The organism is Sinorhizobium sp. 22678 (assembly GCF_052044265.1).
Taxonomy (GTDB): Bacteria; Pseudomonadota; Alphaproteobacteria; order Rhizobiales; family Rhizobiaceae; genus Sinorhizobium; species Sinorhizobium meliloti_A.
Map to the genome: position 1 here is coordinate 213,498 of NZ_JBQEMS010000003.1, position 25,794 is coordinate 239,291.

The 25,794-nt window shown below is 62.9% G+C and carries 24 protein-coding genes and 1 pseudogene; 4 read left to right on the forward strand and 21 right to left on the reverse strand.

Annotated elements, in window-relative coordinates; all coding sequences use genetic code 11:
- Position 1: 1 nt before the first annotated feature.
- The 10 genes from ACTJKL_RS06565 to ACTJKL_RS06610 form a co-directional block, all read right to left on the reverse strand.
- Positions 2-865 carry a carbohydrate ABC transporter permease gene (locus tag ACTJKL_RS06565; RefSeq protein WP_275599522.1) on the reverse strand — a complete coding sequence of 288 codons (864 nt, stop codon included), beginning with the start codon at positions 863-865 and terminating at the stop codon, positions 2-4.
- On the reverse strand, positions 862-1,779 hold the full coding sequence (locus ACTJKL_RS06570) for a carbohydrate ABC transporter permease (RefSeq protein WP_018096085.1): 918 nt from the start codon (positions 1,777-1,779) through the stop codon (positions 862-864). Before ACTJKL_RS06570 ends, ACTJKL_RS06565 begins: the two co-directional genes overlap by 4 nt.
- A gap of 90 nt (positions 1,780-1,869) precedes the next feature.
- Positions 1,870-3,105 (reverse strand): ABC transporter substrate-binding protein, encoded by a 1,236-nt coding sequence (locus ACTJKL_RS06575; RefSeq protein ID WP_018096084.1) that lies wholly within the window; start codon positions 3,103-3,105, stop codon positions 1,870-1,872.
- A 51-nt stretch (positions 3,106-3,156) separates the two neighbouring features.
- Positions 3,157-4,116: a LacI family DNA-binding transcriptional regulator gene (locus tag ACTJKL_RS06580; RefSeq protein ID WP_440852487.1), complete on the reverse strand. Its 960-nt coding sequence runs from the start codon at positions 4,114-4,116 to the stop codon at positions 3,157-3,159.
- 59 nt (positions 4,117-4,175) lie between these two features.
- Positions 4,176-4,370 (reverse strand): hypothetical protein, encoded by a 195-nt coding sequence (locus ACTJKL_RS06585; RefSeq protein ID WP_440852488.1) that lies wholly within the window; start codon positions 4,368-4,370, stop codon positions 4,176-4,178.
- A 173-nt stretch (positions 4,371-4,543) separates the two neighbouring features.
- Positions 4,544-6,172 (reverse strand): GMC family oxidoreductase, encoded by a 1,629-nt coding sequence (locus ACTJKL_RS06590; protein WP_440852489.1) that lies wholly within the window; start codon positions 6,170-6,172, stop codon positions 4,544-4,546.
- A 36-nt stretch (positions 6,173-6,208) separates the two neighbouring features.
- Positions 6,209-7,111, reverse strand: coding sequence for an aldose 1-epimerase (locus tag ACTJKL_RS06595; RefSeq protein WP_411926501.1), 903 nt, complete (start codon positions 7,109-7,111; stop codon positions 6,209-6,211).
- Positions 7,112-7,115: 4 nt separating this feature from the next.
- Positions 7,116-8,117, reverse strand: coding sequence for an ABC transporter permease (locus tag ACTJKL_RS06600; RefSeq protein WP_411926500.1), 1,002 nt, complete (start codon positions 8,115-8,117; stop codon positions 7,116-7,118).
- A gap of 13 nt (positions 8,118-8,130) precedes the next feature.
- Positions 8,131-9,657 (reverse strand): sugar ABC transporter ATP-binding protein, encoded by a 1,527-nt coding sequence (locus ACTJKL_RS06605; RefSeq protein WP_411926499.1) that lies wholly within the window; start codon positions 9,655-9,657, stop codon positions 8,131-8,133.
- A gap of 124 nt (positions 9,658-9,781) precedes the next feature.
- A complete protein-coding gene (locus ACTJKL_RS06610) occupies positions 9,782-10,765 on the reverse strand; it encodes a substrate-binding domain-containing protein (RefSeq protein ID WP_411926498.1) in 984 nt (327 codons plus the stop codon).
- Between the two features lie 394 nt (positions 10,766-11,159).
- On the opposite strand from ACTJKL_RS06610, the gene ACTJKL_RS06615 reads away from it, so the two are divergent.
- A complete protein-coding gene (locus tag ACTJKL_RS06615; RefSeq protein ID WP_440852490.1) occupies positions 11,160-11,900 on the forward strand; it encodes a FadR/GntR family transcriptional regulator in 741 nt (246 codons plus the stop codon).
- A 276-nt stretch (positions 11,901-12,176) separates the two neighbouring features.
- Here ACTJKL_RS06615 and ACTJKL_RS06620 read toward each other — a convergent pair.
- Positions 12,177-12,296 (reverse strand): annotated as a pseudogene (locus ACTJKL_RS06620) (LacI family transcriptional regulator); the annotation flags it as partial.
- Between the two features lie 201 nt (positions 12,297-12,497).
- On the opposite strand from ACTJKL_RS06620, the gene ACTJKL_RS06625 reads away from it, so the two are divergent.
- Entirely contained in the window at positions 12,498-13,589 is a 1,092-nt protein-coding gene (locus ACTJKL_RS06625; protein ID WP_440852491.1) for a helix-turn-helix transcriptional regulator, read from the forward strand.
- Positions 13,590-13,670: 81 nt separating this feature from the next.
- Complete coding sequence (locus ACTJKL_RS06630; protein ID WP_440852492.1) at positions 13,671-14,498, forward strand: alpha/beta fold hydrolase; 828 nt, start codon at positions 13,671-13,673, stop codon at positions 14,496-14,498.
- 81 nt (positions 14,499-14,579) lie between these two features.
- Here ACTJKL_RS06630 and ACTJKL_RS06635 read toward each other — a convergent pair whose 3' ends face one another.
- The 3 genes from ACTJKL_RS06635 to ACTJKL_RS06645 all read right to left on the reverse strand — a co-directional run bounded on the left by ACTJKL_RS06635 (position 14,580) and on the right by ACTJKL_RS06645 (position 18,400).
- The gene (locus tag ACTJKL_RS06635) at positions 14,580-15,821 is read right to left on the reverse strand and encodes a saccharopine dehydrogenase family protein (RefSeq protein ID WP_440852493.1); all 1,242 of its coding nucleotides are present in this window, start codon (positions 15,819-15,821) and stop codon (positions 14,580-14,582) included.
- A gap of 43 nt (positions 15,822-15,864) precedes the next feature.
- A complete protein-coding gene (nspC, locus tag ACTJKL_RS06640; protein WP_440852494.1) occupies positions 15,865-16,962 on the reverse strand; it encodes a carboxynorspermidine decarboxylase in 1,098 nt (365 codons plus the stop codon).
- Between the two features lie 121 nt (positions 16,963-17,083).
- Complete coding sequence (locus ACTJKL_RS06645; protein ID WP_440852495.1) at positions 17,084-18,400, reverse strand: 3-hydroxyacyl-CoA dehydrogenase family protein; 1,317 nt, start codon at positions 18,398-18,400, stop codon at positions 17,084-17,086.
- A 90-nt stretch (positions 18,401-18,490) separates the two neighbouring features.
- On the opposite strand from ACTJKL_RS06645, the gene paaG reads away from it, so the two are divergent.
- Entirely contained in the window at positions 18,491-19,282 is a 792-nt protein-coding gene (paaG, locus tag ACTJKL_RS06650) for a 2-(1,2-epoxy-1,2-dihydrophenyl)acetyl-CoA isomerase PaaG (RefSeq protein WP_440852496.1), read from the forward strand.
- Between the two features lie 89 nt (positions 19,283-19,371).
- On the opposite strand, the gene ACTJKL_RS06655 is transcribed toward paaG, so the two are convergent.
- The 7 genes from ACTJKL_RS06655 to paaA are packed head-to-tail and all read right to left on the reverse strand — an operon-like array spanning position 19,372 to position 25,712.
- The gene (locus ACTJKL_RS06655; RefSeq protein WP_018096076.1) at positions 19,372-19,872 is read right to left on the reverse strand and encodes an acyl-CoA thioesterase; all 501 of its coding nucleotides are present in this window, start codon (positions 19,870-19,872) and stop codon (positions 19,372-19,374) included.
- The gene (gene paaZ, locus ACTJKL_RS06660) at positions 19,872-21,938 is read right to left on the reverse strand and encodes a phenylacetic acid degradation bifunctional protein PaaZ (RefSeq protein ID WP_440852497.1); all 2,067 of its coding nucleotides are present in this window, start codon (positions 21,936-21,938) and stop codon (positions 19,872-19,874) included. The genes ACTJKL_RS06655 and paaZ overlap by 1 nt, the downstream gene beginning before the upstream one ends.
- A gap of 50 nt (positions 21,939-21,988) precedes the next feature.
- Positions 21,989-23,065: a 1,2-phenylacetyl-CoA epoxidase subunit PaaE gene (gene paaE / locus ACTJKL_RS06665; protein WP_440852498.1), complete on the reverse strand. Its 1,077-nt coding sequence runs from the start codon at positions 23,063-23,065 to the stop codon at positions 21,989-21,991.
- Positions 23,066-23,090: 25 nt separating this feature from the next.
- Positions 23,091-23,615, reverse strand: coding sequence for a 1,2-phenylacetyl-CoA epoxidase subunit PaaD (gene paaD / locus ACTJKL_RS06670; RefSeq protein ID WP_440852499.1), 525 nt, complete (start codon positions 23,613-23,615; stop codon positions 23,091-23,093).
- A gap of 9 nt (positions 23,616-23,624) precedes the next feature.
- Positions 23,625-24,410 (reverse strand): 1,2-phenylacetyl-CoA epoxidase subunit PaaC, encoded by a 786-nt coding sequence (gene paaC / locus ACTJKL_RS06675; protein WP_440852500.1) that lies wholly within the window; start codon positions 24,408-24,410, stop codon positions 23,625-23,627.
- On the reverse strand, positions 24,410-24,694 hold the full coding sequence (gene paaB, locus ACTJKL_RS06680; RefSeq protein ID WP_100671085.1) for a 1,2-phenylacetyl-CoA epoxidase subunit PaaB: 285 nt from the start codon (positions 24,692-24,694) through the stop codon (positions 24,410-24,412). Before paaB ends, paaC begins: the two co-directional genes overlap by 1 nt.
- A gap of 19 nt (positions 24,695-24,713) precedes the next feature.
- Complete coding sequence (gene paaA / locus ACTJKL_RS06685; protein ID WP_440852501.1) at positions 24,714-25,712, reverse strand: 1,2-phenylacetyl-CoA epoxidase subunit PaaA; 999 nt, start codon at positions 25,710-25,712, stop codon at positions 24,714-24,716.
- Positions 25,713-25,794: the final 82 nt, after the last annotated feature.

The following is a 25,794-nucleotide window of genomic DNA, read 5'->3' on the forward strand; positions in this document are numbered from 1 at the left end:
ATCATTTCACCGCGCCGGCCATCAGCCCGCGCATGTAATAGCGTTGCAGAAGAAGGAAGACGAACAGGCAGGGAACGACCATCACCGCGACGCCGGCCTGCACCGCGCCCCAGTTGATCGCGCCGAGACGGCCGGCGCGCACGGCGGTCATCAGAACGGGAAGCGTGTAATTGTCGTTGCTGGACAGAAGGACGAGCGCGGCGAAGAATTCGTTCCAGGCATTGAGGAAGGCGAAGATCGACACGGTCGCAATCCCGGGCATGACCAGCGGCAGCAACACCCGCACGAGCAGTTTCAGGTCGCGGGCGCCGTCGATGCGCGCCGCCTCCTCGATTTCCTTCGGCACGGCATCGAAGGCGTTGCGCATCATGAAGACGGAGAAGGGAAGCTGCAGCGTCACATAGACGAGCATCAGCCCGATGAGCGAATTGTTGAGCCCGAGCCGCGCCAGGATGATGAAGAGCGGCGTCAGGATCGACTGGAACGGGATCATCAGCGTCGCGATGATCAGCACGAAAAGCGCGTTCTTGAAGGGAAAGCGGTAGCGGGAGAAGCCGTAGCCGGCGAGCACGCTGACGGCGACCGTCAGGGCGACCGTTCCGATCGACACGAGGAGCGAATTGAACATGTGCTGCCAGATGCCGGCACCGAAGCTGTCGAGCGCCCGGTAGGCGTCGAAGCTCAGCCCCGAGATCGGCCATGGCGGCAGCGGCGGCCTGCCGGACTCGCTGTTCGGCCGGAAGGAGGCAAGAAAGGAAACGGCAAAGGGCGCCAGGAAGAAGAAGGCCGTGCCGATGCCGATGCCGTGATAGACGATCCTGTCCCGGAGTGCCTTGCGGGCGCGGATTTCGCGGCGCGTCCTCATGGGCGTTCGTCCCCCACCTTGAGCAGCCAGAGCTGGACGACGCTGAGCGTCACCAGGATCAGGAGGAGCGCGATCGACAGTGCCGCGCCGTAGCCGAGATTGAAGGACACGAAGGACTGGTTGAAGATATAGTAGACGACGGAGATCATCTTGTTCTGCGGGCCGCCGCTGGTCATGATGTAGAACTGGTCGAAGGCGAGGATCGAGCCGGTGACCGAAAGGATGAGCGCCAGCGCCATGGTCCGGCGCATCAGGGGCAGCGTCAGGTGGCGGAAGCGTTGCCAGCGGCCGGCGCCGTCGATGCGCGCGGCCTCGGTCAGTTCGGCCGGGATGGCCTGCAGCCCCGTCAGCAGGATGATCATGGTGAAGCCGGCGATCTTCCAGACCACCATGACGATGATGGTCAGAAACGCGGTATCGAACTTGGCGAGCAGGTTGATCCGTCCGGAGGTGAGGCCCAGCATATCGAAGAGCGGCGCGAAAAGCCCGCTGTCGACATTGGCGAGCCACACCCAGAGCAGCGAGGCGGATGCGAGCCCCACCACGACAGGCAGAAAGACGATGGTCCGGTAGAGCGAGACCAACGGCCTTTGTTTCTCCACGAAAATCGCCAGCGGAAAGGCGACCGCGAAAATCGCTATCGTGACGATCAGGGTATAGTGGGCGGTGAACCCGAGCGCGTTGAAGAACCGCGCATCGGTGAACATCCGCGTATAGTTGCGCAGACCGATCCAGGCCGGCTCGCCGAGCAGCGGCCATTTGTGAAGGCTCATCCACAGCGTGAACAGCACGGGCAGCACGAAGAAGAGCGTGACGAGCGCCATCGCCGGCGCGATATAGATGAGCCCGCGCCAGCCGGGTTGCCGCTTCGGGCGGCGTCGGTGCCTGGCGGATGTGAGCGCTGACGTCGTCATGTATGCACTTTCGAGAGTTTCGGGGCACTGGTGGCGGAGGGGGTTATCCCCACCCGCCATCCGCGAAGCGGCAGTTTCTTCGTGTCCGCCTTACTGCCCGGCGTCGATGATCGACTGCATCTCGTCTTGTGCGTTCGAGAACGCCCCGTCGACGTCATCGCCATAGATCGCAGCATTGGTGAAGGTCGCCCACGGCCCGTTGGCGCTGTTGATCAGGTCGTTGAATTGCAGCGTATAAGGCGTCTGGGCGACGGCGATCGCCTCCATGCCGACCTTGAGGCGCGGGTCGAGGCCTTCGAGCACCTCATTGGCGATGTCGCCGCGGGTGGGCAGGCTGCCGAATTTCGCCATGATCTTCTGGCCTTCCGGCGAATAGGTATATTCGAGGAATTCCTTCACCTCTTCGAGCTTCGGCGTGCCCTTGGTGACGACGAAGTTGTCGCCGCCGGCGAAGGAGGACGGCTTGCCGTCGACGCCCGGGATCAGCGTCACGCCGAAATCGATCTCCGGATGCTGCGTCACCAGCGTGCCGATGGCGAAGGCGCCGAGGCTCTGCTGGCCGATCTTGCCATTGGTGAAGCTGAGGAAATTTACGCCGTTGTCGCTCGCGGCGCCCGCGGGAACGAGGTCCTTCTCGACCATGTTGCGGTAGATGTCGACGGCCTTGCGCATTTGCGGCGTGTCGAGCGTCGCGGTCTTGCCGTCGGCTGAAAGGATATCGGCGCCCGCGCCCCAGGTCAGCGGCGTGAAGGTGAAGATCATGCAGCCACCGCAGCCGCCCCCGGAGAAATAGAAGCCGTAGGTGTCGCCACCGAGCGCGCGGATTTTCTCGGCATTGGCGGTGATCTCCTCCCAGGTCTCCGGCGCCTTTTCGGGGTCGAGGCCGGCCTTTTTGTAGAGGTCCTTGTTCCAGGCGAAGATCGAGGTCTCGACCGTGAGCGGCAGGCCGTAGATCTTGTCCTCATAGGTGCCGAGCTTCACATGCGAGGGCGAGAGCGAATTGAAGTAGGGCAGCGCCTTCGCCCAGTCGGTGAGGTCTTCCAACTGACCGGCGGCGGCGAATGCCGGCGTGTAGATCAGGTCGAGCGAAAGCGCGTCCGGCGCCTGGCCGCCGGCGATCGCAGTGGCATATTTCTGCACGAGCTCGGCAAAGGGCACCTCGGTGAGCTCCACCTTGTGCTCGTGACCTGCATTGTAGGCCTTGACGACTTCCTTGAACGAGTCGCCGATACCCGAGCGGACCCACATGCTGATCGTCTCGGCCGATGCGACCGAGATCATGCTGGCCGATATGAGGGCCGTCGCTGCCATCAGTTTCGTGAACATTTCGCATTCCTCCCAAATGCGGGGCCACTCCGGGTGACCCCATCTCCTCAATCAGATCTGTCTTCCCCCGCCTCCGCAGGAGTCCCGTACGACAAGCCGGCAGGGCAGCTTGCGCAGGCCGGGCTCGATCGTCCGCCCCTCTGCAAGTGCAAGCACCATCAGCCCGGCCTCCCGCCCAAGCTCCTTCAGGTTCATGTCGATGGTGGTCAGCGGCGGCCGCGTCTGAGCCGCCATGATCTCCCAATTGTCGAAGCCGATGACGGAGACATCCTCCGGCACCCTGACGCCGCGCTCGCGCAGCGCATCGACCACGCCGCGGGCGATCTGGTCGTTGCCGCAGAAGACGCCGTCGGGCCTCTCACCGCCCGCATCCCAGATGCGGCCGATCGCCTCGTGACCCCAGGCCTCCGACCAGACCCCATGCAGGACCGGCGCCCCACCGCCGGCGACGGCCCGAAATGCCTCGGCGCGCTCGACCGCGGAGGTAAATTCCAGCGGGCCTGTGATGTGCAACAGCCGCTTGCGGCCCATCTTCTTCAGCCGTCCTGCCGCCAGTCTTGCGCCATGACCGTCATCGGAGGTCAGCGTCACGCTGCCGGGCTCGCCCTTGGTGAAAGCATAGACGACCGGCACCGGCAGGCCGGCGAGATCGACCGGGAGAGACCTGTCGACCCGCTTGCCTGTCGCGATGATGCCGTCCACCTGCTTGTCCAGCATGGCGTCGACATGGATTTTCCCGAGCGCCGGGTCGTCCTCGATTGCGCAGAGGAAGACCGAAACCCCATGATCCACCAGCGCCTCGGAAATGCCGGCCATTACCGGAAGGGTGAAGCGGCCATAGGTGTCGTTGGTCAGAAGGCCGACTGTAAAGCTGCGATTGCTGAGCAGGCCGCGCGCCAGTGCGTTCGGACGAAAGCCGATTTCCGCCGCGAGATTCTTGATACGCTCGCGCGTTCCGGCGGCCATGCGGCCGTTATCGTTGAGAGCCTTGGACACGGTCGAAACGCTCACGCCGGCAACCCTTGCCAGATCGTGAATGGTGACGCGATGCCCCTTGCTGCGCCGTGAATTCAGTTTCGCCTCCTCCCAGAGAACTGCAGCTGAGAAAACCTTTTCTCAAACCGGGAGTCAAGATGGGAAAAGGTTTTCCCGCCGAAAGCATGATTTTTGTGAGGTGGCGTGGAGGCCCGCGACGGGTTGCGGAGCGTCATGTCGTCGATCATGCGGCAGCGCAGGGGGTTCACCGCTGCCGGGGCGTCGGTCATCGGTCGGTCTCCTGGTCAGGGGTTGGTTCTCAAAACCCCAACATCCCATCAGGAGACCGAGCCTCCAAACACCCCACCTCTCCCGCGTCAGCGGGTTAGTTCAATCCCGGTTCGATTCCGCTTAAGGCTGACCGACTCTAATAGTTTCAGTGGCTTACCGTTTGTGGATGGCACTAGGCCAGAATGAGATCGGCGGCCTTTGCGGCGGCGCCGAGAACCGCGGCATTGGTGTTGCCACTGACGATGGAGGGCATGATCGACGCGTCGATCACACGCAACCCGTCGACGTCGCGCACCTTGAGGTCGCGCGTCAACACCGCGTCCGGATCCTGGTCATGGCCCATGCGGCAAGTGCCGACGGGGTGATAACCGGTCTTGACCGTGCGGCGGCAATGATCGGCGATCGCCTTGTCGCTGGTGACGCCGGTGCCGGGAAAGATTTCCTTGTCTATCAGTTCGCGCATTGGAGACGCCGCAAGCACAGTGCGGGCGAAGCGGAAGCCGGCTATCGTCAGACGCAGATCGTCCGGATGGCTGAAAATCTGGGTATCGACAATGGGGTTGATAAACGGATCGGCGGACGCAAGAGTCACGCTCCCGCGTGCCTTCGGCCGCAGCAGCAGCGAGTTGAGCGTCACGCCGTCACCAGGATCGGTGCCCATGACATCGCGATCCAGATAGACGGTCGGCACACAGAACATCTGGATCGTCGGTTCAGCATTGTTGCCGTCGGGGTCGTAGAAGGCGCAGGTTTCGACACCCGTCGTGGTCGCGGGACCGGTTTTGAACAGCAAATATTGCAGCCCGGCCTTGATCATCGGCCAGCCCCGGTCCGCCCCGTAATAGCCGAACGAGCCCTTTGTCGCCGCGACAACCGGGCATTCGTAGTGATCCTGCAGGTTTTGGCCGACGCCGGACAGGGATATTTCGGTCCTTATACCGTGGCGGGACAGCTCGTCGTCCGGGCCGATGCCGGAGAGCATCAGCAGCTTGGGGGTCTGATAGGCGCCGGCGGCAAGAATGACTTCGACGCCGACCTTGGCGGTCTTCTTCGAGCCGTTCCGCATGTAGTCGACACCGATGGCCCTGCCGTTTTCCAGGATGATGCGCGTGACCGTTGCTTCGGTTTCGATGGTCAGCCGAGGATCGTTCATGACCGGCGCTAGAAAGGCATCGACTGCGCTGCAGCGGCGACGTGTCTGCCAGTCGATCGTATGCTGCATGAAGCCCACGCCGAACTGTTCGGCGCCGTTGAAGTCGGGATTGTAGGGAATGCCCATGCCCTGCAGAGTCTTAACGTAGGCGCGCGTCATCGGGCTGGTGTGGCCAAGGTCCGAAATCTTCAGTGGTCCGCTGACGCCGTGGAATTCGCCACCGAGATGATCATTGTCTTCCTGTGCCTTGAAGTAGGGCAGGATGTCCCGATAGGACCATGCACCGTCGTTGTTGGCGCCGGGTGCGGTCACCGCTTCGTTCCAGCGATCGTAATCGGCTGCCTGTCCACGCATGTAGACCATGGCATTGACGGTGCTGCCGCCGCCCAGAACCTTGCCCTGCGGCACAATCGGGCCGCGACCGTTCAGCTGCTCCTGCGGCTTGGTCTGGTGCATCGACAGGTAAGTGTCCTTGGCGAGGAACTTCATGTAGCCAGCCGGGAAATGCATGATCGGATTGGCCTTGCGCGGCCCGCGTTCCAGCATCAGCACCCGTGCCTTGCCGTCCTTGATCAGGCGCGCTGCGACGACGCAGGCGGAACTGCCACCGCCGATGATAATGTAATCGTATGCCGTCCCTTGGGACATGTCTCATTCTCCAGCCGCTTCGATTGGCGACAACTGCTATTGATCCGTCCAGATCGACGGCTTCATTCGAATACTGCCACTGAGCGTCTCACCCGCCTGCAACACGGAGAGATCGCCGAGCCTGGGCAAATTGTGGCCATTCGCCAGATGCGTCATAGGCTCGAAACAGAAATAATCGCGCGCGAAAGCCGGGTCGAACTGCGTGTCGGACACGAAAACGAAGGCATGGCGGAAAAGCGGATCGGCCGTCAGCGACAGTTGCGCAGTTCGTTCGGGCCAGACGATTTGCGCCTTACCACACCAGTCTTCAAAACCATTGTTCACCCAGCGATGGGGCAGACCCCGGGGATCGCTAAAATCGACGTCGAGGGGGATATCGATGGCTTCGCCGGGCAACCAATCTTTCACTTCGGTCCAATATTTCCGCGCTGGCGCCAGCAATGTGGTCTTCAGCGTCATCGGGAAATAAGGATGCCACCCGAGACCGAAGGGAAGCGCGTCCCCTCCCAGATTGGTGACGGACAGCGTCAAGTCGAGGGAGCCGTCCCGCAGGGAAAACCGCTGGATTGCGGAATAGCTATAAGGCGTCGCATCGTCCGCTTCATGATCGAAGACGAGTTCCACCATTGTTGCGTCCTGCTGGCGCATGCTCCAGTCTGCTTGCCATCCTTCACCATGGAGATAGTGCCTGTCCCAATCAGTATTCGGCCGCAGCCGGTAATCCCTGTCGTTGAAGCGAAATTGGTTGTCCTTCACCCGGTTGCCAAACGGTACGAGCGGATAGCAACCGGATGCGAGCGCATCGACGTCGTCGCCGGGAGCCTCGCGAAGCAATGGCACGCGCGCGCCACCCCGCGTCCACCAAAATCCAAGCACGATGCCGCCACGCGTGGAGATACGGATTGAAAGTTCACCGCTGCTGAGATCGACAACGGTCACCGGATCACCCCTTGTTGCGCGCTGCGCCGCGCTTGATCGCCTGAATGTTGGCGAGCACCGCGACGACGATGATGAGGCCGCGCACGACCTGCTGGAAGAAGGGATTGATGCCGAGAAGCACCAGTCCGTTGCCGATCAAGGTGATGACCAGGACGCCCAGCAATGTTCCGAGCATGGAACCGCGCCCGCCGGAAAGAGCCGTGCCGCCGACAACGACAGCGGCAATCACGTCGAATTCCAGGCCGTTGGCGGCCGTCGCGTTGCCCGAGCCGAGCCGCGAGAGGAGCAGTATCCCGGACACGGCAGCCATCGCCCCGGCAATGGCAAACAGCGCAACGCGGATGCGAGCGACATTGATGCCCGACAGGAATGCAGCATGCGGATTGCCGCCGATTGCAAAGACCGAACGACCGAAAGCGGTCTTGCGGCTGACGAAGGCAAAGACGGCAAACAGCACCAGCATGATGATGGCCGCAGGCGGCACGCCGAGCACCGGCCGGTCAAGCATATCGACGATGTCATTGCGCCCGATCGAAACCGGCAGCGCGTCGGTGACGAACAGGGCCGTGCCGCGCAGAGCGCTCCACAGGCCGAGTGTGCCGACGAAGGACGGAACGTCGAAATAGGCGCGCAGGATGCCGGCGATCGAGGCAAGTGCCGCTCCGATCGCGATGGCGAACACGAAGGCGATCGGGGTCGGAATGCCCCACTGCAGGAGATAGGCGAGTGCCACGGAGATGAAGGCGACCATAGGACCGACGCTGACATCGATCTCGCCGGAGATGATGATCAACGTGGCGGCCCAAGCGGCGATGCCGATGGTTGCCGCGTCGCGCAGGATGTTGATCTGGTTGTTGAATGTCATGAAGCCGCCGGCGGTGGCGGTAAAGACGATGTAGAGCACGGCGATCGCGACGAAGAGGCTGACTTCGTTCATGTGCTGCGAAAATCCACCGCGCCGGGGCTTTGGGGATGCAGGTGATTGTGCTGCCTGTTCGAGGGACATTCCGTATTCTCCGTCAGTGACCGGCGATGCAGGCGGCCATGACGGCGTCCTGATCAATATCGGGGGATGTGAATTCTTCCTTCAGCGTGCCTTCGCGCAGGACCACGACGCGGTCGCAGACGAGCGGCAGTTCCTCAATCTCGCTGGAGACGAAGATGATGCTACGGCCTTCGGCGGCAAGCTGGCGGATGATGGCATAGATCTGGGCCTTCGCCTCGACGTCGACGCCGCGCGTCGGCTCATCAAGCAGAAGGACACGGCTGTCTGCATGGACCCAGCGACCAATGACGACCTTCTGCTGGTTGCCGCCCGAAAGCGTGCCGATCGGTGTATCGGTTTCGGCGGCCTTGATGTGGAGCCGCTGGACAATCCTGCGCGTTGCCTCCGCCATCCGGCTAGCCGAGAGAATGCCGTTGCTGCTGACCGCTGCGAAATTGGTGGCGATGGTATTCTCGTCGACGCCGAGCAAGGGAACGATGCCCTCCTCCTTGCGGCTTTCCGGCGTATAGCCGAAGCCAGCGTCGAGCATGCGTTTGTATTTCGGTCGCCCGACCGATTTTCCATCGACCGAAACAGTCCCGCGATCGAAATGCCGGACGCCCATGATCGATTGCAGCAGCTCGGTGCGGCCTGAACCGAGCAAGCCGGCAATGCCGAGAACTTCGCCCTGGCGCAGCTTGAAGGAGATCGACGAGAGTTTCGGCTCCAGCGCCAGGTCCGCGACCTCAAGAACGAGCTTCTCGCGTGCCTTCGTTTCGAGAACTGCGGCCTGCGCCGCCTCCGAACCTAGCATCAGCCGGACGATCTCGCGCGTATCGGCGCCGGCAACATCGACTGTGTCGATAATCCGGCCGTCACGCATCACAGTTGCCGACTGCGAAATACGGCGGATCTCGTTCATCCGATGGCTGACATAGATAACGGCAATGCCTTCGCTGGCGATGCGCTTAACGGCGGTCATCACCTTTTCGGCCTCGGCCGCTGCGAGCGAACTGGTCGGCTCGTCGAGAATGACGAGCTTCGGCTTGCCGAGCAGCACACGGGCGATCTCAAGTAGCTGGCGCTCTGCGGGGCTAAGGCCGGCAACGAGGCGGGAGGGCGGGAGGTCGAGGCCAAGGCGTGTCATCGCCTCCTGGGCCTGCGCTTCCATATCCGAATAGTTAAGGATGCCGCTTTTGCGTGGCCAACGGCCGAGAAAGAGATTTTCCGCCAGCGTCATGCCGGGGACCAGCGACAGTTCCTGATATACGACGCGCACCCCCCTGGCGAAGGATTCCTGCGCGCGCGCGGAGCCGTATTGGGTCAATTCCTCGCCGGCGATGCGCACAGTGCCGGTGTCCGGCATTTCCGCACCCGTCAGCATGCGGATCAGCGTGGATTTACCGGCGCCGTTTTTGCCAAGAAGTGCGCGGACTTCGCCCGCAGACACGTCGAAACTGGCATTGTCGAGCGCCAACACTCCAGGGTAGCGTTTCGTGCAACCGTCGATCGACGCTATAATCGTGCGTTCATGGCTCTGGCTGGCAGCAGTGTTCGTCATGAGAAGGCCTGTCTCGGAGTTGTTCGCCATCGCGATCTTGGCGTGTCCCGGCCGGACAGACTGAGATGTCCATCCGGCCGGTCAGGTCAGTTGTGCCAGCCTTCCGGCAACACAGCTTGGGAAATCAAGGAATACCGTCGGAATGGGCTTCGAGCCAGGCCTTGCCGGATTCCGCTGTGTTGTAGAGGTCGATCTCGTAAGGCACCTTGACATCGGCAGGCGCCTGGCCTTCGATCGACTTGATCGCCTGCGTCAGGGCCAACTTGCCCAGGCCCTGTCCGGAGATATCAACAACCGCCTTGATGATTGTGAAATCGACCAGTTCCAGTGCGATTTCCGTCGTCATGTCGCCTCCGAACACCACCGTCTTGCCGGCACGACCCTGGCTTTTCACGGCACGGGCGGCACCCAGCGTCGCACCACCGGCTTCACCGAAGAAGGCGTCAAGGTCCGGATGGGACGACAGCATGGTGCTGGCGACGGAGACCGCCTTGTCGAGCGTCGCACCCTCCTGGTTGGCGACGATCTGCGCGCCGGGCAGCTTGGCTTTCAATGCTTCCTCGAAGCCTTTGCGCCGGATGACGCAAACCTCGACGAATTCGCAGTTGAGAACGCCGATGGTCGGCGCGTCCATTTTCTCGGCGAGGAAATAATCAGCGGCGGCATCGCCCAGCTTGAAGCCGAAGTCATAGGGATCGCCGACGGCGTAGGCCGAGACGAATTCCTTCATGTCGTCTTCGCCGAGGCAGGTGTTGTAGCAAACGACCGGGATACCGGCGTCATGGGCACGCTGGATGGCGCGATAGGACCCATCGGCCGAAACCGGCGAAACGATGATCGCCTGGACGCCGGCAGAGATCAGCGCGTCGATGAAGGACGATTCCTTGCTGACATCGCCCTGCGCGTTGGTCTCGATGATCTCGAGCTTGCGCCCGGCATCAGCCGCGCCGGTCTGGATGCCCTTTCGCACTCCGGCATAGAAGCCCTGCGCATCCATATAGATCGCGCCGACTTTCAGACCGTTGTCTTGTGCTGAAACGGACGCGGCAGCCGCACTAAGGGCCAATACAGTCATTGCCGTCAAAGCGGCGGTTTTCATGAGCTTCATGTGCTCCTCCAAAGGAATCTTATCTTGTGATGCGTGGTCGAATTGGTCGCGATCCCGCTCCTCCGGCGGAACGCGGTTAAAATACCGTTGATCATATCATTGTCAATATAAATACGATTTATTTTACGGCGATGAGTCGTTGGAGATTGCGTCATCGAAATCGGTGCAGGTAGGCTGATTTACGTTCATCTCGAATTTTGCTATTTACGTCAGTTAGTTACCCGCTCACCATACTCAAATACTTAGCGGTAGGGGGAATAAAAAGGCTTGATATAAATACTATTTATTTTTAGATTGGCCCCGGATGCAATTTCCCGGCGCTTCATGCCGGCAACCTGACGCGGCAGACTACCGTCTGGGGGAGAGTAAGATGACAGTGGCACGGACGGCGGGAATGATTTCCTCCAAGGGCTTTCCCATCGCCGACAGCGGCAAGCGAAGTGTTCGTGAAGCACTCCTCCAGCAACTTGTCGATATGATCATTTCCGGTGAGATGGCCGAAGGCTCAATCCTGCCGAACGAAGCCGATCTGACTGACAAGTTCGGTGTCAGCCGCACGACACTGCGAGAAGTCATGCAATACCTCTCTGCTCTTGGCATGGTCCGCTCGCGCACGCGGGCGGGAACGACAATACTGCCACGGGAGAACTGGAATTATCTGGACCCATTGGTGCTGGACGCGACGCTCAAGTTCGGTGCTGACGAACATTTCTACATATCGCTGATCGATGCGCGACAGTTGCTGGAACCGGCCGCAGCAGCTCAGGCAGCCGCTAACGCAACGGCGCGTCAGCTGTTCCAGATTTCGAAAGCATTCGAGGAAATGGTGGAGGCCAATGCGCGTGACACCGAAGAATGGAGCCGCGCAGATCTCGACTTCCACACCGCCATTATCAACGCGAGCGGCAATTGGGTCTATCGACAGTTTGCCACCGCGATCCGTGCGGCACTGCTTGCCAGCTTCCGGCTGACCAATCGCGCAAGCCAGTCCCACGAACAGGCGATATCGAAGCACCAGGATGTACTGGAAGCAATTAGGATGCGGCAGCCCGACGTCGCGCGCCACGCAATGGAACAATTGATCGGCGTCGCGCGAATCGAGGTCGTCGAGGCTTTGCGAAATGCACAATTGTGAGAGCTCTGTGCGATGGCAAGTGCTGTCGTATTTAAGACAGTGATTGACCTTGGCTCTTCCGGTTAGATAAAGCCCGATCGGTAACGTTGATAGTGTCGAACCTAAAGTCGACGCGGAATCACTGCGGGGCTCCTAAGACGCCGCAGCCGGCTTTGGGCAAACCTCGTCCGCGCGCTCGCCGCCGAAACCCACGAAACTGGATGGTGGCCAATCGCTACATCAACATGGACGACCTGCGAGAACACAAGAAACTCGCACTCCGTCAAGACCATCACTCAGGACCGGCGCCCCACCGCTGGCGACGGCCCGAAATGCCTGGGCGCGCTCGACCGCGGAGGTAAATTCCAGCGGGCCTGTGAAGTGCAACAGCCGCTTGCGGCCCATCTTCTTCAGCCGTCCCAGGCGCGAGCGAGGCCGGCCTTCGCGGGACGATACGCTCCCCGAGAGCTCCGCAGACGAGCAGCCGAGACGCTCACCCCGCGGGGTGATGCCAGGTCGAGGTTGATCGCCTATAGTAAGAGCCTGGGCTGCTCAGGAACTGCAGGCGGGGGACGTGCAGTCCGGAGCAGGTCTGCCCACTATGCAGGAGGGGCCGCCATGAGCATCGAAGCTGCAGTCGAGAGCAGGCTTGCCGACCGGATCTATTCCGCATTGCTTCACGAGACGACGTGGCAAAGTTTTCTCGACGGCTTGGCCGCTACGCTTCCGGACGGCCGATCGACCTTGTTCTATCACGACGTCGACAGTGGGGCTGGGGCATGGGAGCTTACATCGGGTCTGCCGGCCGACGTCGTCTCGGACTACGCCAGCCACTATGCGAAGCTCAATCCGTGGATGCCCGCAGCCTCTCGGCGGAAGATCGGGATCGGTGTCGTCGCCGAGCAGATGCTGCCACGCGAGCAATTCGTGAAAACACCCTTCTACAACGACTTCTTTCGACCGATGGTCGGGGAAAGCGCGGTCGGCGTGACGCTCGCCAGAGAGCGCGGACAGTCAATGCTGCTGTCGATTACCACCTCGAGAGCCGATCCCGAGAAGAACCGGGACGTGGCCGATCTCCTGACGCGGTTGGCGCCGCATCTGCGGCGGGCCTTCCGGTACGCCAACCGGCGGAGCTCCGTCGCGTCCGAAATTGGCCGTTCCGTATGTCAGAAGAGTGAGCTGGGCGTCGTCGTCGTCGACGAAGGCGCTCGCGCGATCAATTTCGGCGCCCAGGGCCAGGCGATGGTCGAAGCGGGACGGGTCCTGAGGCTGACCCCCGGGGGAAAACTGCATATCCGGGACAGCGATGCTGACGCGGCGCTCCATGGGATGCTCCGCCGCGGCTTCGACGGAGACACGGCCACGACCTTCGTCCTCGGTTCAACGAAGCTCACGCTCATTCGCACGTGCAAGGACTGCGAGTCTGCCTATTTCGAAGGCCCTTCCGTGATCGTGCTGATCGAATCCCAAGCAAAGGAGCCGCCCCTGGATCTCAGGGGATTTGCAAGCGCGAATGGTCTGACGGCCGCGGAGTTGCGGGCAATGCAGGGTCTGATCTCGGGGCAGAACGCGGCGCGGATCGCCGATGCCGCCGGCATCTCGCGGGAGACGGTCAGGACCCAGGTGAAGAGCCTCTACGGCAAGCTCGGCGTCAGAAGCCAGATGGAGCTTCTTCGAATAAGCGGGCTGCTGCGAATGGAAAACTGACAATCGCTGGCGGGGGAAACGATGGCGACAATAGAGAGCCCGACCCAGTCGGGTCGTGGGAAGCGCTGGGGAACGAAAATCATGTACTCTTTGATTGCGGGCGCTGCCTCGCTTGGCACGGCGATGGCGGAGCCGAGATGGGAGATGCTGCCGGAAACGCCGGACCTTCCCGCAGCAGGGCGCGAGGGAGAGGCGCCTGTGAACGGCATCAAGATCTGGCATGCGGTCTACGGCAGCGGCGAGCCCGTCATCATGCTCCACGGCGGACTCGGCAATTCGAACTATTGGGGAAACCAGATTTCCACGCTCGCCGGCGCCTATCAGGTCATCGTCATGGACAGCCGCGGCCATGGCCGCAGCACCCGGGATGAACGACCCTTGAGCTATGACCTCATGGCAACCGATGTGGTGGCGCTGATGGATTTCCTCGGCCTGCAGAAAGCCGCCATCGTCGGCTGGAGCGACGGTGCGATCATCGGACTGAAGCTCGCGATAGACCATGCGGAACGCATAAGCAGGGTGTTCGCTTTCGCAGCGAACAGCAAGCCGTCAGGCCTCTACCCACTGGACCAAAACGTGTTGTTCAAAGCCTATCTCGACAGGGCGCGCGAAGAATATGTGAAACTGTCTCCCACACCGGGCGGCTACGGCGACTTCCGTGAGCAGATGGACCGGATGTGGGAATCGCAACCGAACCTCACCGCAGAGGCTCTCGGCAGCATCGCCGTTCCCGTTTGGGTCGTGGATGGTGACCATGAGGAGGTCGTCAGGCGAGAAGACACGCTGTTCATCGCGGACAGCATTCCCGCAGCGGGTTTATTGATCCAGCCGGAAGTCAGCCATTTTTCGCTGCTTCAGGGTCCGGAGCAATTTACCGATCACATCCTGCATTTCCTGGACCGGGAATAAGGGGGCGTCGCGGCGATTGCAGCCCGGCCGTCATATGACGGCCGGGCTGCAATCGGACTCCCGTTCGGGCCCCGGCGTCTTTCAGGAAAAGCTGAGTGCCCGATCCCCCTGCTCGTCCCTGATGCGCGTCGGCAGGCCGATGCGGTTCAGGATGTCGAGGAAGGGCCGGGGCGGCAGTTCTTCGACATTTGCCATCTGCTTCACATCCCACTCGCCGCTGGCGATCAGCATCGCGGCGGCCACCGGCGGAACGCCGGCCGTATAGGAGATACCCTGCGAGCCCACTTCCTCATAGGCTTGCCTGTGGTCGGCGACGTTGTAGATGAACACCTCGTGTTCCCTGCCGTCCTTGAGGCCCTTCACGAAATCGCCGATGCAGGTCTTGCCCTCGTAGCCGGGCGCGAGCGACGCCGGGTCCGGCAGGACTGCCTTGACCACCTTCAGCGGCACCACTTCGAGGCCCTCGGCCGTCTTGACCGGCTGCTCTGAAAGGAGGCCCAGGTTCTTCAGAACCGTGAAGACGTTGATGTAATGGTCGCCGAAGCCCATCCAGAAGCGCACGTCGGCCCCGTCCATGTTCTTCGACAGCGAGTGAACCTCATCATGGCCGGTCATATAGGCCTTGCGCTTGCCGACGACGGGCAGGTCGAACTCCTTGCCGACCTCGAACATCCGGTTCGTCTGCCAGGCGCCCTTCTGCCAGGAGTAGACGACGCCGGTAAATTCGCGGAAGTTGATCTCCGGATCGAAATTGGTGGCGAAATATTTGCCGTGGTTGCCGGCATTGATGTCGACGATGTCCACATCCGTGATCTTGTCGAAATATTCGTCCTTGGCGAGGCGCGCATAGGCATTGACCACGCCCGGGTCGAAGCCGACGCCGAGAATGGCGGTGATGCCCTTTTCCCTGCATTCGGCGGCGCGCTTCCATTCATAGTTCCCGTACCACGGCGGCGTCTCGCAGATCTTGTTCGGCTCTTCGTGGATCGCCGTGTCCATATAGGCCACACCCGTGTCCATGCAGGCGCGCAGCACCGACATGTTGACGAAGGCGGAGCCGACATTGATCACGATCTGAGAGCCGGTGCTCACGATGAGCGCCTTCGTCGCCTCGACGTCGAGCGCGTCGAGCGCATGCGCCTCGAGCTTCACCTCGGTCTTCAGGCTGTTCTTTTTGCGTACGGACTCGATGATCTTGCGGCACTTGTCGACCGTGCGTGAGGCAACATGAATATCTCCCAATACATCGCTGTTCTGGGCGCATTTGTGCGCCACGACCTGTGCCACGCCACCGGCGCCGATGATGAGAACGTTCTTTTTCATTTCGGGGGATATCTCCTTCTACCCGTCTTGCTTGCGCGAAGCCTCAGGAGAGGCTCTGCTCGTAGTCCGCGTAGGTGAATTCGCGGACGGTCCTGACGCTTCCGTCAAGTTCCCTGATGGCGATCGCCGGCATCTTCACGCCGTTGAACCAGTTCTTCTTGACCATGGTGTAACCGGCGGCGTCCTGAAACGAGATGCGATCGCCCACCTTCAACTCTTCGGCGAAGCGGAACTCGCCGAAGACGTCGCCGGCGAGGCAGGACTTGCCGCAGATCATGTAGCTATGCGGCCCCTCGTTCGGCGAAACCTTGGCCGCCTCGCGATAGATCAGCAGGTCAAGCATGTGCGCCTCGATCGAACTGTCGACGATGGCGAGATTCTTGCCGTTATAGAGCGTGTCGAGCACCGTCACTTCGAGCGTCGTGCTCTTCGTAATCGACGCTTCGCCCGGCTCCAGATAGACCTGGACGCCGTAACGGTCGGAAAATGCCCTGAGGCGCGCCGAAAAGGCCTCGACGGGATAGTCGTCCCCGGTGAAGTGAATGCCGCCGCCGAGGCTTACCCAATCGACGCGGGCGATGAGCGAGCCGAACCTTTCCTCGATCCGCGCGAGCATCCGGTCGAAGAGACCGAATTCCTTGTTCTCGCAATTGTTGTGGATCATGAAGCCGTTGATCCGGTCCATGACGCGCTCGACCTTCGCAACGTCCCACTCGCCGAGCCGGCTGAAGGGACGCGCGGGATCGGCCAGGTCGAAGCTCGAGGAACTGACCTGAGGGTTGAGCCGCAGTCCGCGCGCGATGCCCGCCGCCTTGTCGGCAAAACGCTCCAATTGCGAGATCGAGTTGAAGATGATCTTGTCGGCGTGAGAGACCACTTCGTCGATCTCGTTGTCACCATAGGCGACACTATAGGCATGGGTTTCCTTGCCGAACCGCTCGCGGCCGAGCCTCACCTCGAAGAGCGAGGAAGACGTGGTGCCGTCCATATGGTCGCGCATGAGGTCGAAAACCGACCAGGTGGCGAAGCACTTCAGCGCCAGCAAAGCCTTGGCGCCGGATTTCTCGCGCACATGGGCGATCCTTTCCATGTTGCGAGTAAGCTTGGCTTTGTCGATGAGGTAGTATGGGGTCTCGATCAAGGCAGGACCTGCTGTTCTTAAATCCGAAACGGTCCTCCTAGGAAAACGTGGCCGTTTGCGCAACCCGGCTCGGCCGGCCGAGACAAAATGCCCGCCCCGTGGCCCTTGCGGGGCGCGTCCGTCAAAGGAAGCTGCCTCCCGCGGCAGCCTGGAGCAGCGGGTCGCAAGGGGGATCGGCGAATCCCGCCTCCGCAAGCGCACTCAGCGCCTCCGCGACCTTGTGAAGGCCGTGCGCCTGGGCATGATGCATCAGCCCGCCCCGCCAGCGCGGAAAGGCGTAGCCGTGGATCTCCACGAGATCGATATCGGAGGCCCTCAGAGCCGTTCCGTCTTCGAGAATCCGCGTAGCCTCGTTGACCATCGGCCAGAGGATGCAGTCGACGATGGAGGCCTCGTCCCAAGCTCTTCGGGGCCGGCCCCGAGCCTCCTCCGCGATGAGGCGGGCGACCGTCGCGGAGGGCCGTGGCGTGCGGTCGCCGGGCGCGTAGTCGTACCAGCCGCCGCCGCTCTTCTGGCCGAAGCGCCCGATCTCCGAAAGGCGTTCGGCAACCGGCGCAAAAGTCCTCTCGCCGCGGGCGCGGGCGGCACGGCGCTGGAAGGCGGCGATATCGAGCCCGCCGAGGTCCTGCGCCTCGAACGGTCCCATCGGCAGCCCGAAGGCGCGCATGGCGGCATCGACGGCGGCGGGTGTCGCGCCGCCGAGCAGCAGCCGCTCGGCTTGGGCCCGCATCACCTTGAGAATCCGGTTGCCGATGAAACCGTCCGAGATACCCGCGCGCACGGGGATTTTGTTCAGCATCCGCGCTAGCGCGAAACCGGTCGCCAGCACCTCGGGCGCCGTCGCTTGCGTGGGCACGATTTCGAGAAGCTTCATCACCTGCGCGGGGCTGAAGAAATGCAGCCCGAGAAACCGCTCCGGGCTCCCGATGTCCGCGGCGATCCGTTCGGGATCGAGATAGGACGTGTTCGTCGCGAGAATGGCGTCAGCGCGACAGTCGGCGGCGAGCTTTCGAAAGACATCGCGCTTCACGTCCAGATCCTCGAAGACCGCCTCGATGATCAGGTCCGCCTCCGCCAGCGCCGTATAATGCGTCGTACCGGTAACGGTTGCCAGGCGCTCGGTCGCAAGCCTCACGGAGATGCGCCCGCGCTTCACCGCGCCGTCGAAGATTGCGCGCAGCCTGGCAAGCGCCCGTTCCACCGCGGCCTCGTCGCGCTCGACCAGGACGAGCGGAAGTCCGGCGTTGAGCAGGGCAGCGGCGATGCCGGTTCCCATGGTGCCGCCGCCGATCACCGCCGCCGAACGGATCGGGTGCGGCTCGATGCCGGCTAACGCCGGCGGACGGCGTGCGGCGCGCTCGGCATGAAAAACGTGGCGCAGGGGGTTGCCCGCGGCGACGACGGCGACCCCGTCTCTATGCACGATGCTGAGGGGCACGATGCTCGTCCTCCGTGCGTCATGATTGACCGGCCGGTCGGACCATGCAAGGCTTTTATGGGCGGGAACCAGAGGGTGCAGGGAGGAAACATGTCCGATTCCGACACCGTACTGTCGGCGCTTGAAGCCGGCGTCCTGCGCCTGACGCTCAACCGACCCGACAAGCTCAATGCCTTCAACGAGGAAATGCATCTCGCACTGCGCGCCGGCTTCGAGCGCGCCGGATCGGACGACGATGTGCGTGCCGTGATGCTGACGGGAGCCGGGCGCGGCTTTTCCGCGGGCCAGGATCTCGGCGACCGCGATCCCCGCAAGGGCGGCACGCCGGACCTCGGCCACACGATCGAGACCTTCTACAATCCGCTCCTGAAGCTGATCCGAAGCCTGGAAAAGCCGGTCGTCTGCGCCGTCAACGGGGTTGCCGCCGGGGCCGGCGCCAACATCGCCTTCGCCTGCGACATCACGCTTGCCGCCCGCTCCGCCCGCTTCATTCAGGCCTTCGCGAAAATAGGACTGGTGCCCGATTCCGGCGGAACCTGGAGCCTGCCGCGGCTCGTCGGCGAAGCGCGAGCCAAGGCGCTGGCGATGACGGCCGAACCGCTGGACGCAGAGACGGCGGCGAGCTGGGGCCTGATCTGGCGCGCCGTCGACGACGCGGCGCTGATGGACGAGGCCTCCGCACTTGCCGTGCGGCTCGCTGCCGGGCCGACCAGGGGGCTCGGTCTGACCAAGCGCGCGATCCACGCCGCCGCCACCCATTCCTTCGACGAACAACTCGACCTCGAACGCGACCTGCAGCGCGAAGCCGGCCGCAGCGCCGACTATGCAGAGGGCGTGGCAGCCTTCCTGGAGAAGCGCAACCCGGAATTCAGGGGTCGCTGACCGATGCGGCGGACCTTGACGCCGGGCACCCCCTCTGAATTGGATCGGCAGGGCGGAGAGGGTATCGACGCCATCCGATCGGAGTCCGTCTACTCCCCAACATCCCGCCCCGTTTCCGCGACCGTCTTCAGCCGATGGGCGAATTCCCGCCGAAGCGTGCGGCGCAGCTCGGCCGCCTGGTGGCGGCGTTTTTCGGTTGCCGTCTCCGGATGATACTCCGGGACCGTGACGGGACGGCCCGCTTCGTCGACGGCGACCATGGTGAAATAGCAGGAATTGGTGTGCCGCCGCGTGCCCGCCCGGATGTTTTCCGCCTCCACCCTTATTCCGACCTCCATCGAGGTACGGCCGGCATAGTTGATCGCCGCGCGGAAGGTGACGAGTTCGCCGACATGGATCGGCTCCTTGAAGATCACCTGGTCGACGGAGAGCGTCACCGCATATTGCTTGGAAAAGCGCGACGCGCAGGAGAAGGCCACTCGGTCGAGCAGGTTCAATAGCGCACCGCCATGCACCTTGCCGCTGAAATTCGCCATGTCCGGCGTCATCAGGACGGTCATCACCAGATGCCGCGTCTCCTGCTCCGTCATCATTCTTCCCCGCTTCCGGTCTTCGCCACCATGGTCAATACATCATATTGCGCGACGGTTGCGCCAGTCTGGTTGGAAACGCGGCAGTCCCATCGCACCTCCCCATAGTCGGCATTCATTCGCGGACTGATCTCCTTGCAGGTGAGGCGGACCCGAAGCGTGTCGCCGGGAGAGACGGGAGCCAGGAAGCGCAGTGCGTCGACGCCGTAATTTGCGAGCACCGGCCCCGGGGCGGGATCGACGAAGAGACCGGCGGCCAGGGAAACGACGAGATAACCATGCGCGACGCGGCCGTCGAAGAACGGATTGGCGCGGGCGGTCTCCTCGTCCATATGCGCGTAGAACGTATCGCCGGTGAACTCGGCGAAATGCTCGATGTCCTCGAGCCTGACGGTGCGCGTCGCCGTAACGATCTGGTCGCCGACCCGCAGCTCTGCCAGCGACTTGCGGAAGGGGTGCTCGCCCCCGGCTCGCGCCGGCGCACCCTCCATCCAGCGGCCGGTGACCGCCGAGACGAGGCCTGGCGCGCCCTGAACGGCCGTGCGCTGCATGTAGTGCCTGACGCCCCGCATGCCGCCCAGTTCCTCGCCGCCGCCCGCCCGGCCCGGGCCGCCATGGACGAGACCCGGCAAGGGCGAGCCGTGCCCGGTCGAGGATTTCGCGCTCAGGCGGTTGCCGATCATCACGCGGCCATGGAACGGCGCCATGCCGATCACCAGCTCCTGCGCAATATCGGGATCATTGGTGAAGACGGAGGTGACGAGACTCCCCCTTCCGCGCCGGACGAGTTCAACCGCCTCTTCCGCCGTATCATAGGGCATGATCGTGCTCACGGGGCCGAAGGCCTCGACGTCGTGAACCGACCGCGCTGCGCCGGGACGATCGCAATAGAGAAGAACGGGATTGAGGAAAGCCCCCGCCTCCGCATCGCCGGAGACGAGCTGCGGCCTTGCCGGATCGCCCGCAACAATCTCTGCATCCGTTGTGAGATCGCGGATGCGCGCCCTCACCTCTTCGCGCTGGCCGAGGCTTGCGAGCGGCCCCATCCGCACGTTCTCGTCGGCGGGATCGCCGAGCGGAACCTTGGCAAGCCGCTCGCCGAGAGCGGCGACCAGCGCGTCGCAATGGGCCCGCGGCGCAATCACCCGGCGAATGGCCGTGCATTTCTGCCCGGCCTTGGACGTCATCTCGCGCGCGACTTCGCGAACGAAAAGATCGAATTCCTCCGTTCCAGGGGCCGCATCGAGCCCGAGGACAGCCGCATTGAGGCTATCGGCTTCCATGGTGAAGCGCACCGAATTGCCGACGATCGCGGGATGGGTCTTGAGCTTGCGCCCGGTCGTGGCCGAACCGGTGAAGGTCACCACGTCCTGGACGCCGACATGATCCAGAAGATCGCGCGAGGAGCCGCAGACGAGCTGGAGCGCGCCTTCCGGAAGCAAACCGGCGTCGACGATCCGCCGCACCACCAGCTCGGCGAGATAGGCGGTCTGGCTCGCAGGCTTGACGATCGCAGGCATCCCCGCCAGCAGCGTCGGCGTGAGCTTTTCGAGCATGCCCCAGCAGGGAAAGTTGAAGGCATTGATGTGCACCGCGATGCCCTGAAACGGCGTCAGGATATGTTGGGCGGAAAACGTATCGTCGCGTGACAGCGCCTCGACGCCGCCGTCAAGGAGGACGCGGCTGTTCGGTAGCTCCCGCCTGCCCTTCGAGGCATAGGAGAAAAGTGTCCCGATGCCGCCTTCGATGTCGATCCAGCTGTCCGCACGCGTGGCGCCGGTGGCGGTGGAGAGCGCATAGAATTCCTCCTTGCGCTCCATCAGTACCTGGGCAAGCGCCTTCAGCATCATCGCCCGCTCGTGGAACGACATCCGGCGAAGCGCCGGCCCGCCCTTTTCGCGTCCATAGGCAAGCGCGGCGGCGAAATCGATGCCGCCGGAATCGACGAGCGCCACCGGCGCGCCGGTCGCGGCGTCGCAAAGGGTCACGCCGTCCTTCGCTCCGCGCATCCAGGTGCCGGCGATATAGCTTTCGAGCCGGCGCGGCCGGTCCGCCACTGCGTTCATCGGATGGTCCTCCCGTCAGTTCAGCTTCAGCGTCGGCTCGGCATCGGCGGTCACTGATCGTAGCTGACAACGATCCGGTCGCTGAGCGGATAGGATTGGCAGGTCAGCACATAGCCCTGCTCTACCTCGTAGTCTTCGAGCGCGTTGTTGCTCTCCATCTCCACCTCGCCTTCCAGCACCTTGGCGCGGCATGAGGAGCAGACCCCCGCCTTGCAGGCGAATGGCGCGTCCATTCTGTTTTCGAGCGCCGCTTCGAGCAGGCTCAGCCCCTCTTTCGGAAAGGTGAAGCTGCGCGTGGCGCCGTCGAGTGTCACGGTCGCCTCGCAGCGCGCCCGGCTATCGGCGCCGGCGGCGCTTTCGACCTTGCGCCGGGCACGGCCGGGCTGGGAGGCGGCGAACAGCTCGAACTTGATCCGATCGTCGCCAAGGCCATGCGCGCGAAGTGCTGCGGCAACCGCGAGCATCATCGGCTCAGGCCCGCAGATGAAGGCGGTATCGGCCGACCTCACATCGATCCAGCTGCGGAAGAGGGCAGTGCATTTTTCCTGATCGAGCCGCCCACTGAACAGGTCGACCTCCTGGGCTTCGTTCTCGAGGACGTGCAGGACGGAAAGCCGCCCCAGATAGAGGTTCTTGAGGTCGTCCAGTTCCTCGCGGAACATGATCGAGCTGAAGTGGCGGTTGGCATAGACAAGCGTGAATGCGGACCGCGGCTCCCGCGCGAGCACCGTCTTGATGAGCGAGAGCACCGGCGTGATGCCGCTGCCGCCCGCAAAGCCGAGATAGTGTCTGGCGGCCTCCGGCTCGATAGGCGTGAAGAAGGCCCCCATCGGCGGCATGGCTTCCAGCGTGTCGCCGGGCGCGAGCTCCTCATTCGCCCAGCTGGAGAAGCAGCCGTCATCGACGCGCTTGATGCCCACCTTCAGGGCGCCTTCGTCGAGACCGGCGCAAATCGAATACGAACGGCGCAGTTCCTCGCCGCCGAAGAGGCGGCGGAACGTCAGATATTGCCCCTGCTTGAAATCGAAGGCAGCGCGGTCCTCCTCGCGCGGCTCGAGCGTCACGACCACGGCATCGCGCGTATCGCGCCGGACGTCGATGACCTGAAGAGGATAAAAGCGTGCCATGTGAGCGTTCTTCCCCGCCTCGTATTCAGATGCATTTGAAATAATCGAAGGGCTCCAGACAGTCCCGGCAGCGATAGCTCGCCCTGCAGGGCGTCGATCCGAACTGGCTGACCTTTTCGGTCCGGGCGGAGCCGCAACGCGGACAGGAGACCGTCTGCGCCGCGCCGCCCGAGAGGCCTTCGATCCGTTTCAACAGCCTGCCCTCGGCTCCGGTGCCGTCGACGGGGGCCGCAATGCCGTAGCTTTCAAGCTTTTCGCGGCCCTCGGCGCTGATCCAGTCGGTGGTCCATGCGGGCGAGAGCTGGCGTTCGAGCCTGACACTCTCGATGCCGTTCTCCTTGAGCTGCCGCTCGATATCGAGATTGATGACCGCCGTGGCGGGACAGCCCGAATAGGTCGGCGTCACCGTCACCACCAGCGTTTCACCATCCCAGCCGACGTTGCGGACGATGCCGAGGTCGGTCACGGAGATGACCGGAATTTCCGGGTCCGGCACTTGCGAGAGCCAGTGCCACACATCCGCGATCGAGGGGCGTATCGCCGTTGCCATGCGAGCCTCCTACCAGCTGGCGCCGGGATAGGCGCGCTGCAGGAACTGCATCTCCGCGAGCACATAGCCGAGATGCTCCGTATGGAGGCCGCGCTTGCCGCCCCCGTGCATATAGCGGTCCTCCGGTTTTTCGAGCGTCGCCGCGCGAAGTGTCTCGGCGGCCAGCGCCTCCCAATCGGCCCTCAAGCTCTCCGGTTCCGGCGCGACGCCGGCAGCCGCAAGGGCGAGGTCGTGCGCCTCGCTCACGAACATCTCGCCGGTATAGGGCCAAAGATCGTCCAGCGCCTCCTGCATGCGGGCGTGGCTTTCCGCCGTTCCGTCGCCGAGGCGGATCACGAGATCGCGGCTCCGTTCAAAATGATAGGCCACCTCCTTCGACGCCTTCTCGGCTATCCCGGCAATGCGCGGCTCGCGGGAGCTGCGAAGGCCTTTCAGTGCGAGATAGTGCCATGCATCGAACAGGAACTGGCGCATCAGCGTCTCGCCGTAATCGCCGTTTGGCCGCTCGGTAAGCAGCAGGTTGCGGAAGTCTCGCACGTCTCGGAGATAGACAAGATCGTCCGCGCTGCGGCCCCTTCCCTCGACCTCGCCTGCAAGGCCGAGCCAGAGCTGCGTCTGGCCGATGAGGTCGAGTGCCGTGTTGGCGAGCGCGATGTCCTCTTCGAGAGCCGGGGCGTGGCCGCACCATTCCGAAAGGCGATGGCCGAGGATCAGCGTATTGTCGCCCATGCCGAGCAGGAAATCGAAAAGCGCGGCCCGGTCGACGGCCGCCTGCATCGCGGTTGTCTGAACCATCACATATGCCCTGCCTCATCCGGAATGTCGAAGAAAGTCGGGTGACGGTAGACCTTCGCATTCGCAGGTTCGAACAACGGGCCCTTTTCCGAGGGCGCGCTTGCCGCTATGTCGCTCGAACGCACCACCCAGATGCTGACGCCCTCGTTGCGGCGGGTGTAGACGTCACGGGCGTTGTTGATCGCCATTTCGGCATCCGGCGCGTGCAGGCTGCCGACATGGCGATGGCTCAGGCCGTGCTGGCCGCGGATGAAGACTTCCCAGAGGGGCCATTCGCTGGACATAACGTTTCGCTCCCGATGTTCATTCGGCGGCAACCGGCTGCGCGCAACGTACGGCCTTTTCGGCATGTGCCGTCAGGCCGTCCCGGAACCAGGCGCCGTCCTCCCAGGCCGTCCTGCGCGCGCCGAGACGCTCGGCATTACAGGGGCCATTGCCGGCGATCACCTCGAAAAATTCGTTCCAGTCCGGCTCGCCGAAATCGTAGCCGCCTTTTTCCTCGTTCCACTTCAGATCCGGATCGGGAACGGTCAGTCCGAGATATTCTGCCTGTGGTACCGTCTGGTCGACGAATTTCCGTCTGAGTTCGTCGTTGGAGTTCTGCTTGATCTTCCAGGCCATCGACTGGGCCGAGTGGACCGAGGCGTCGTCCGACGGGCCGAACATCATCAGCGACGGCCACCACCAGCGGTTCAGTGCGTCCTGCACCATGGCCTTCTGGGCAGGCGTGCCCTTCATCATCTTGATCAGGATGTCGTAGCCCTGCCGTTGATGGAAGCTCTCTTCCTTGCAGATGCGGATCATCGCGCGCGAGTAGGGGCCGTAGGAACAGCGCTGCAGCGGCACCTGATTCATGATCGCCGCGCCGTCGACGAGCCAACCGATGGCACCGATATCCGCCCAGCTGAGCGTCGGATAATTGAAGATCGACGAATACTTGGCCTTGCCGGAATGGAGCTGCTCGTAAAGCGCGTCGCGGCTCACCCCCAGCGTTTCGGCGGCGCAGTAGAGATAGAGACCATGCCCCGCCTCGTCCTGAACCTTGGCGAGCAGGATCGCCCTGCGCTCCAGCGTCGGCGCACGGGTGATCCAGTTGCCTTCGGGAAGCTGGCCGACGATCTCGGAATGGGCGTGCTGGCTGATCTGGCGGATGAGCGTCTTGCGATAGCCTTCGGGCATCCATTCCTTCGGCTCGATCTTCTGACCCGCGTCGATCCGCTCCTGGAAAGCGCGCTCTTGCGGGTCCATGTCGTCGCGGCTTTTGACCCGAGGGGCATCCGTCTTCACCATTTGAGCATACATGCTGCTCTCTCCTCCGCCGGAGGCGTTCGGGAGTGATGTCGATGCAGTTCCTTTTGACCGATCGGTTAGAATTTAGCGCAGG

What these genes read in the sequence shown, in the direction of transcription:
- ACTJKL_RS06565 (WP_275599522.1), bottom strand. Translation starts at nt 865, where the DNA reads ATGAGGACGCGCCGCGAAATCCGCGCCCGCAAGGCACTCCGGGACAGG.
- ACTJKL_RS06570 (WP_018096085.1), bottom strand. Translation starts at nt 1,779, where the DNA reads ATGACGACGTCAGCGCTCACATCCGCCAGGCACCGACGCCGCCCGAAG.
- ACTJKL_RS06575 (WP_018096084.1), bottom strand. Translation starts at nt 3,105, where the DNA reads ATGTTCACGAAACTGATGGCAGCGACGGCCCTCATATCGGCCAGCATG.
- ACTJKL_RS06585 (WP_440852488.1), bottom strand. Translation starts at nt 4,370, where the DNA reads ATGACCGACGCCCCGGCAGCGGTGAACCCCCTGCGCTGCCGCATGATC.
- ACTJKL_RS06590 (WP_440852489.1), bottom strand. Translation starts at nt 6,172, where the DNA reads ATGTCCCAAGGGACGGCATACGATTACATTATCATCGGCGGTGGCAGT.
- ACTJKL_RS06600 (WP_411926500.1), bottom strand. Translation starts at nt 8,117, where the DNA reads ATGTCCCTCGAACAGGCAGCACAATCACCTGCATCCCCAAAGCCCCGG.
- ACTJKL_RS06605 (WP_411926499.1), bottom strand. Translation starts at nt 9,657, where the DNA reads ATGACGAACACTGCTGCCAGCCAGAGCCATGAACGCACGATTATAGCG.
- ACTJKL_RS06610 (WP_411926498.1), bottom strand. Translation starts at nt 10,765, where the DNA reads ATGAAGCTCATGAAAACCGCCGCTTTGACGGCAATGACTGTATTGGCC.
- ACTJKL_RS06615 (WP_440852490.1), top strand. Translation starts at nt 11,160, where the DNA reads ATGATTTCCTCCAAGGGCTTTCCCATCGCCGACAGCGGCAAGCGAAGT.
- ACTJKL_RS06625 (WP_440852491.1), top strand. Translation starts at nt 12,498, where the DNA reads ATGAGCATCGAAGCTGCAGTCGAGAGCAGGCTTGCCGACCGGATCTAT.
- ACTJKL_RS06630 (WP_440852492.1), top strand. Translation starts at nt 13,671, where the DNA reads ATGTACTCTTTGATTGCGGGCGCTGCCTCGCTTGGCACGGCGATGGCG.
- ACTJKL_RS06635 (WP_440852493.1), bottom strand. Translation starts at nt 15,821, where the DNA reads ATGAAAAAGAACGTTCTCATCATCGGCGCCGGTGGCGTGGCACAGGTC.
- paaG (WP_440852496.1), top strand. Translation starts at nt 18,491, where the DNA reads ATGTCCGATTCCGACACCGTACTGTCGGCGCTTGAAGCCGGCGTCCTG.
- ACTJKL_RS06655 (WP_018096076.1), bottom strand. Translation starts at nt 19,872, where the DNA reads ATGACGGAGCAGGAGACGCGGCATCTGGTGATGACCGTCCTGATGACG.
- paaZ (WP_440852497.1), bottom strand. Translation starts at nt 21,938, where the DNA reads ATGAACGCAGTGGCGGACCGGCCGCGCCGGCTCGAAAGCTATATCGCC.
- paaE (WP_440852498.1), bottom strand. Translation starts at nt 23,065, where the DNA reads ATGGCACGCTTTTATCCTCTTCAGGTCATCGACGTCCGGCGCGATACG.
- paaD (WP_440852499.1), bottom strand. Translation starts at nt 23,615, where the DNA reads ATGGCAACGGCGATACGCCCCTCGATCGCGGATGTGTGGCACTGGCTC.
- paaC (WP_440852500.1), bottom strand. Translation starts at nt 24,410, where the DNA reads ATGGTTCAGACAACCGCGATGCAGGCGGCCGTCGACCGGGCCGCGCTT.
- paaB (WP_100671085.1), bottom strand. Translation starts at nt 24,694, where the DNA reads ATGTCCAGCGAATGGCCCCTCTGGGAAGTCTTCATCCGCGGCCAGCAC.
- paaA (WP_440852501.1), bottom strand. Translation starts at nt 25,712, where the DNA reads ATGTATGCTCAAATGGTGAAGACGGATGCCCCTCGGGTCAAAAGCCGC.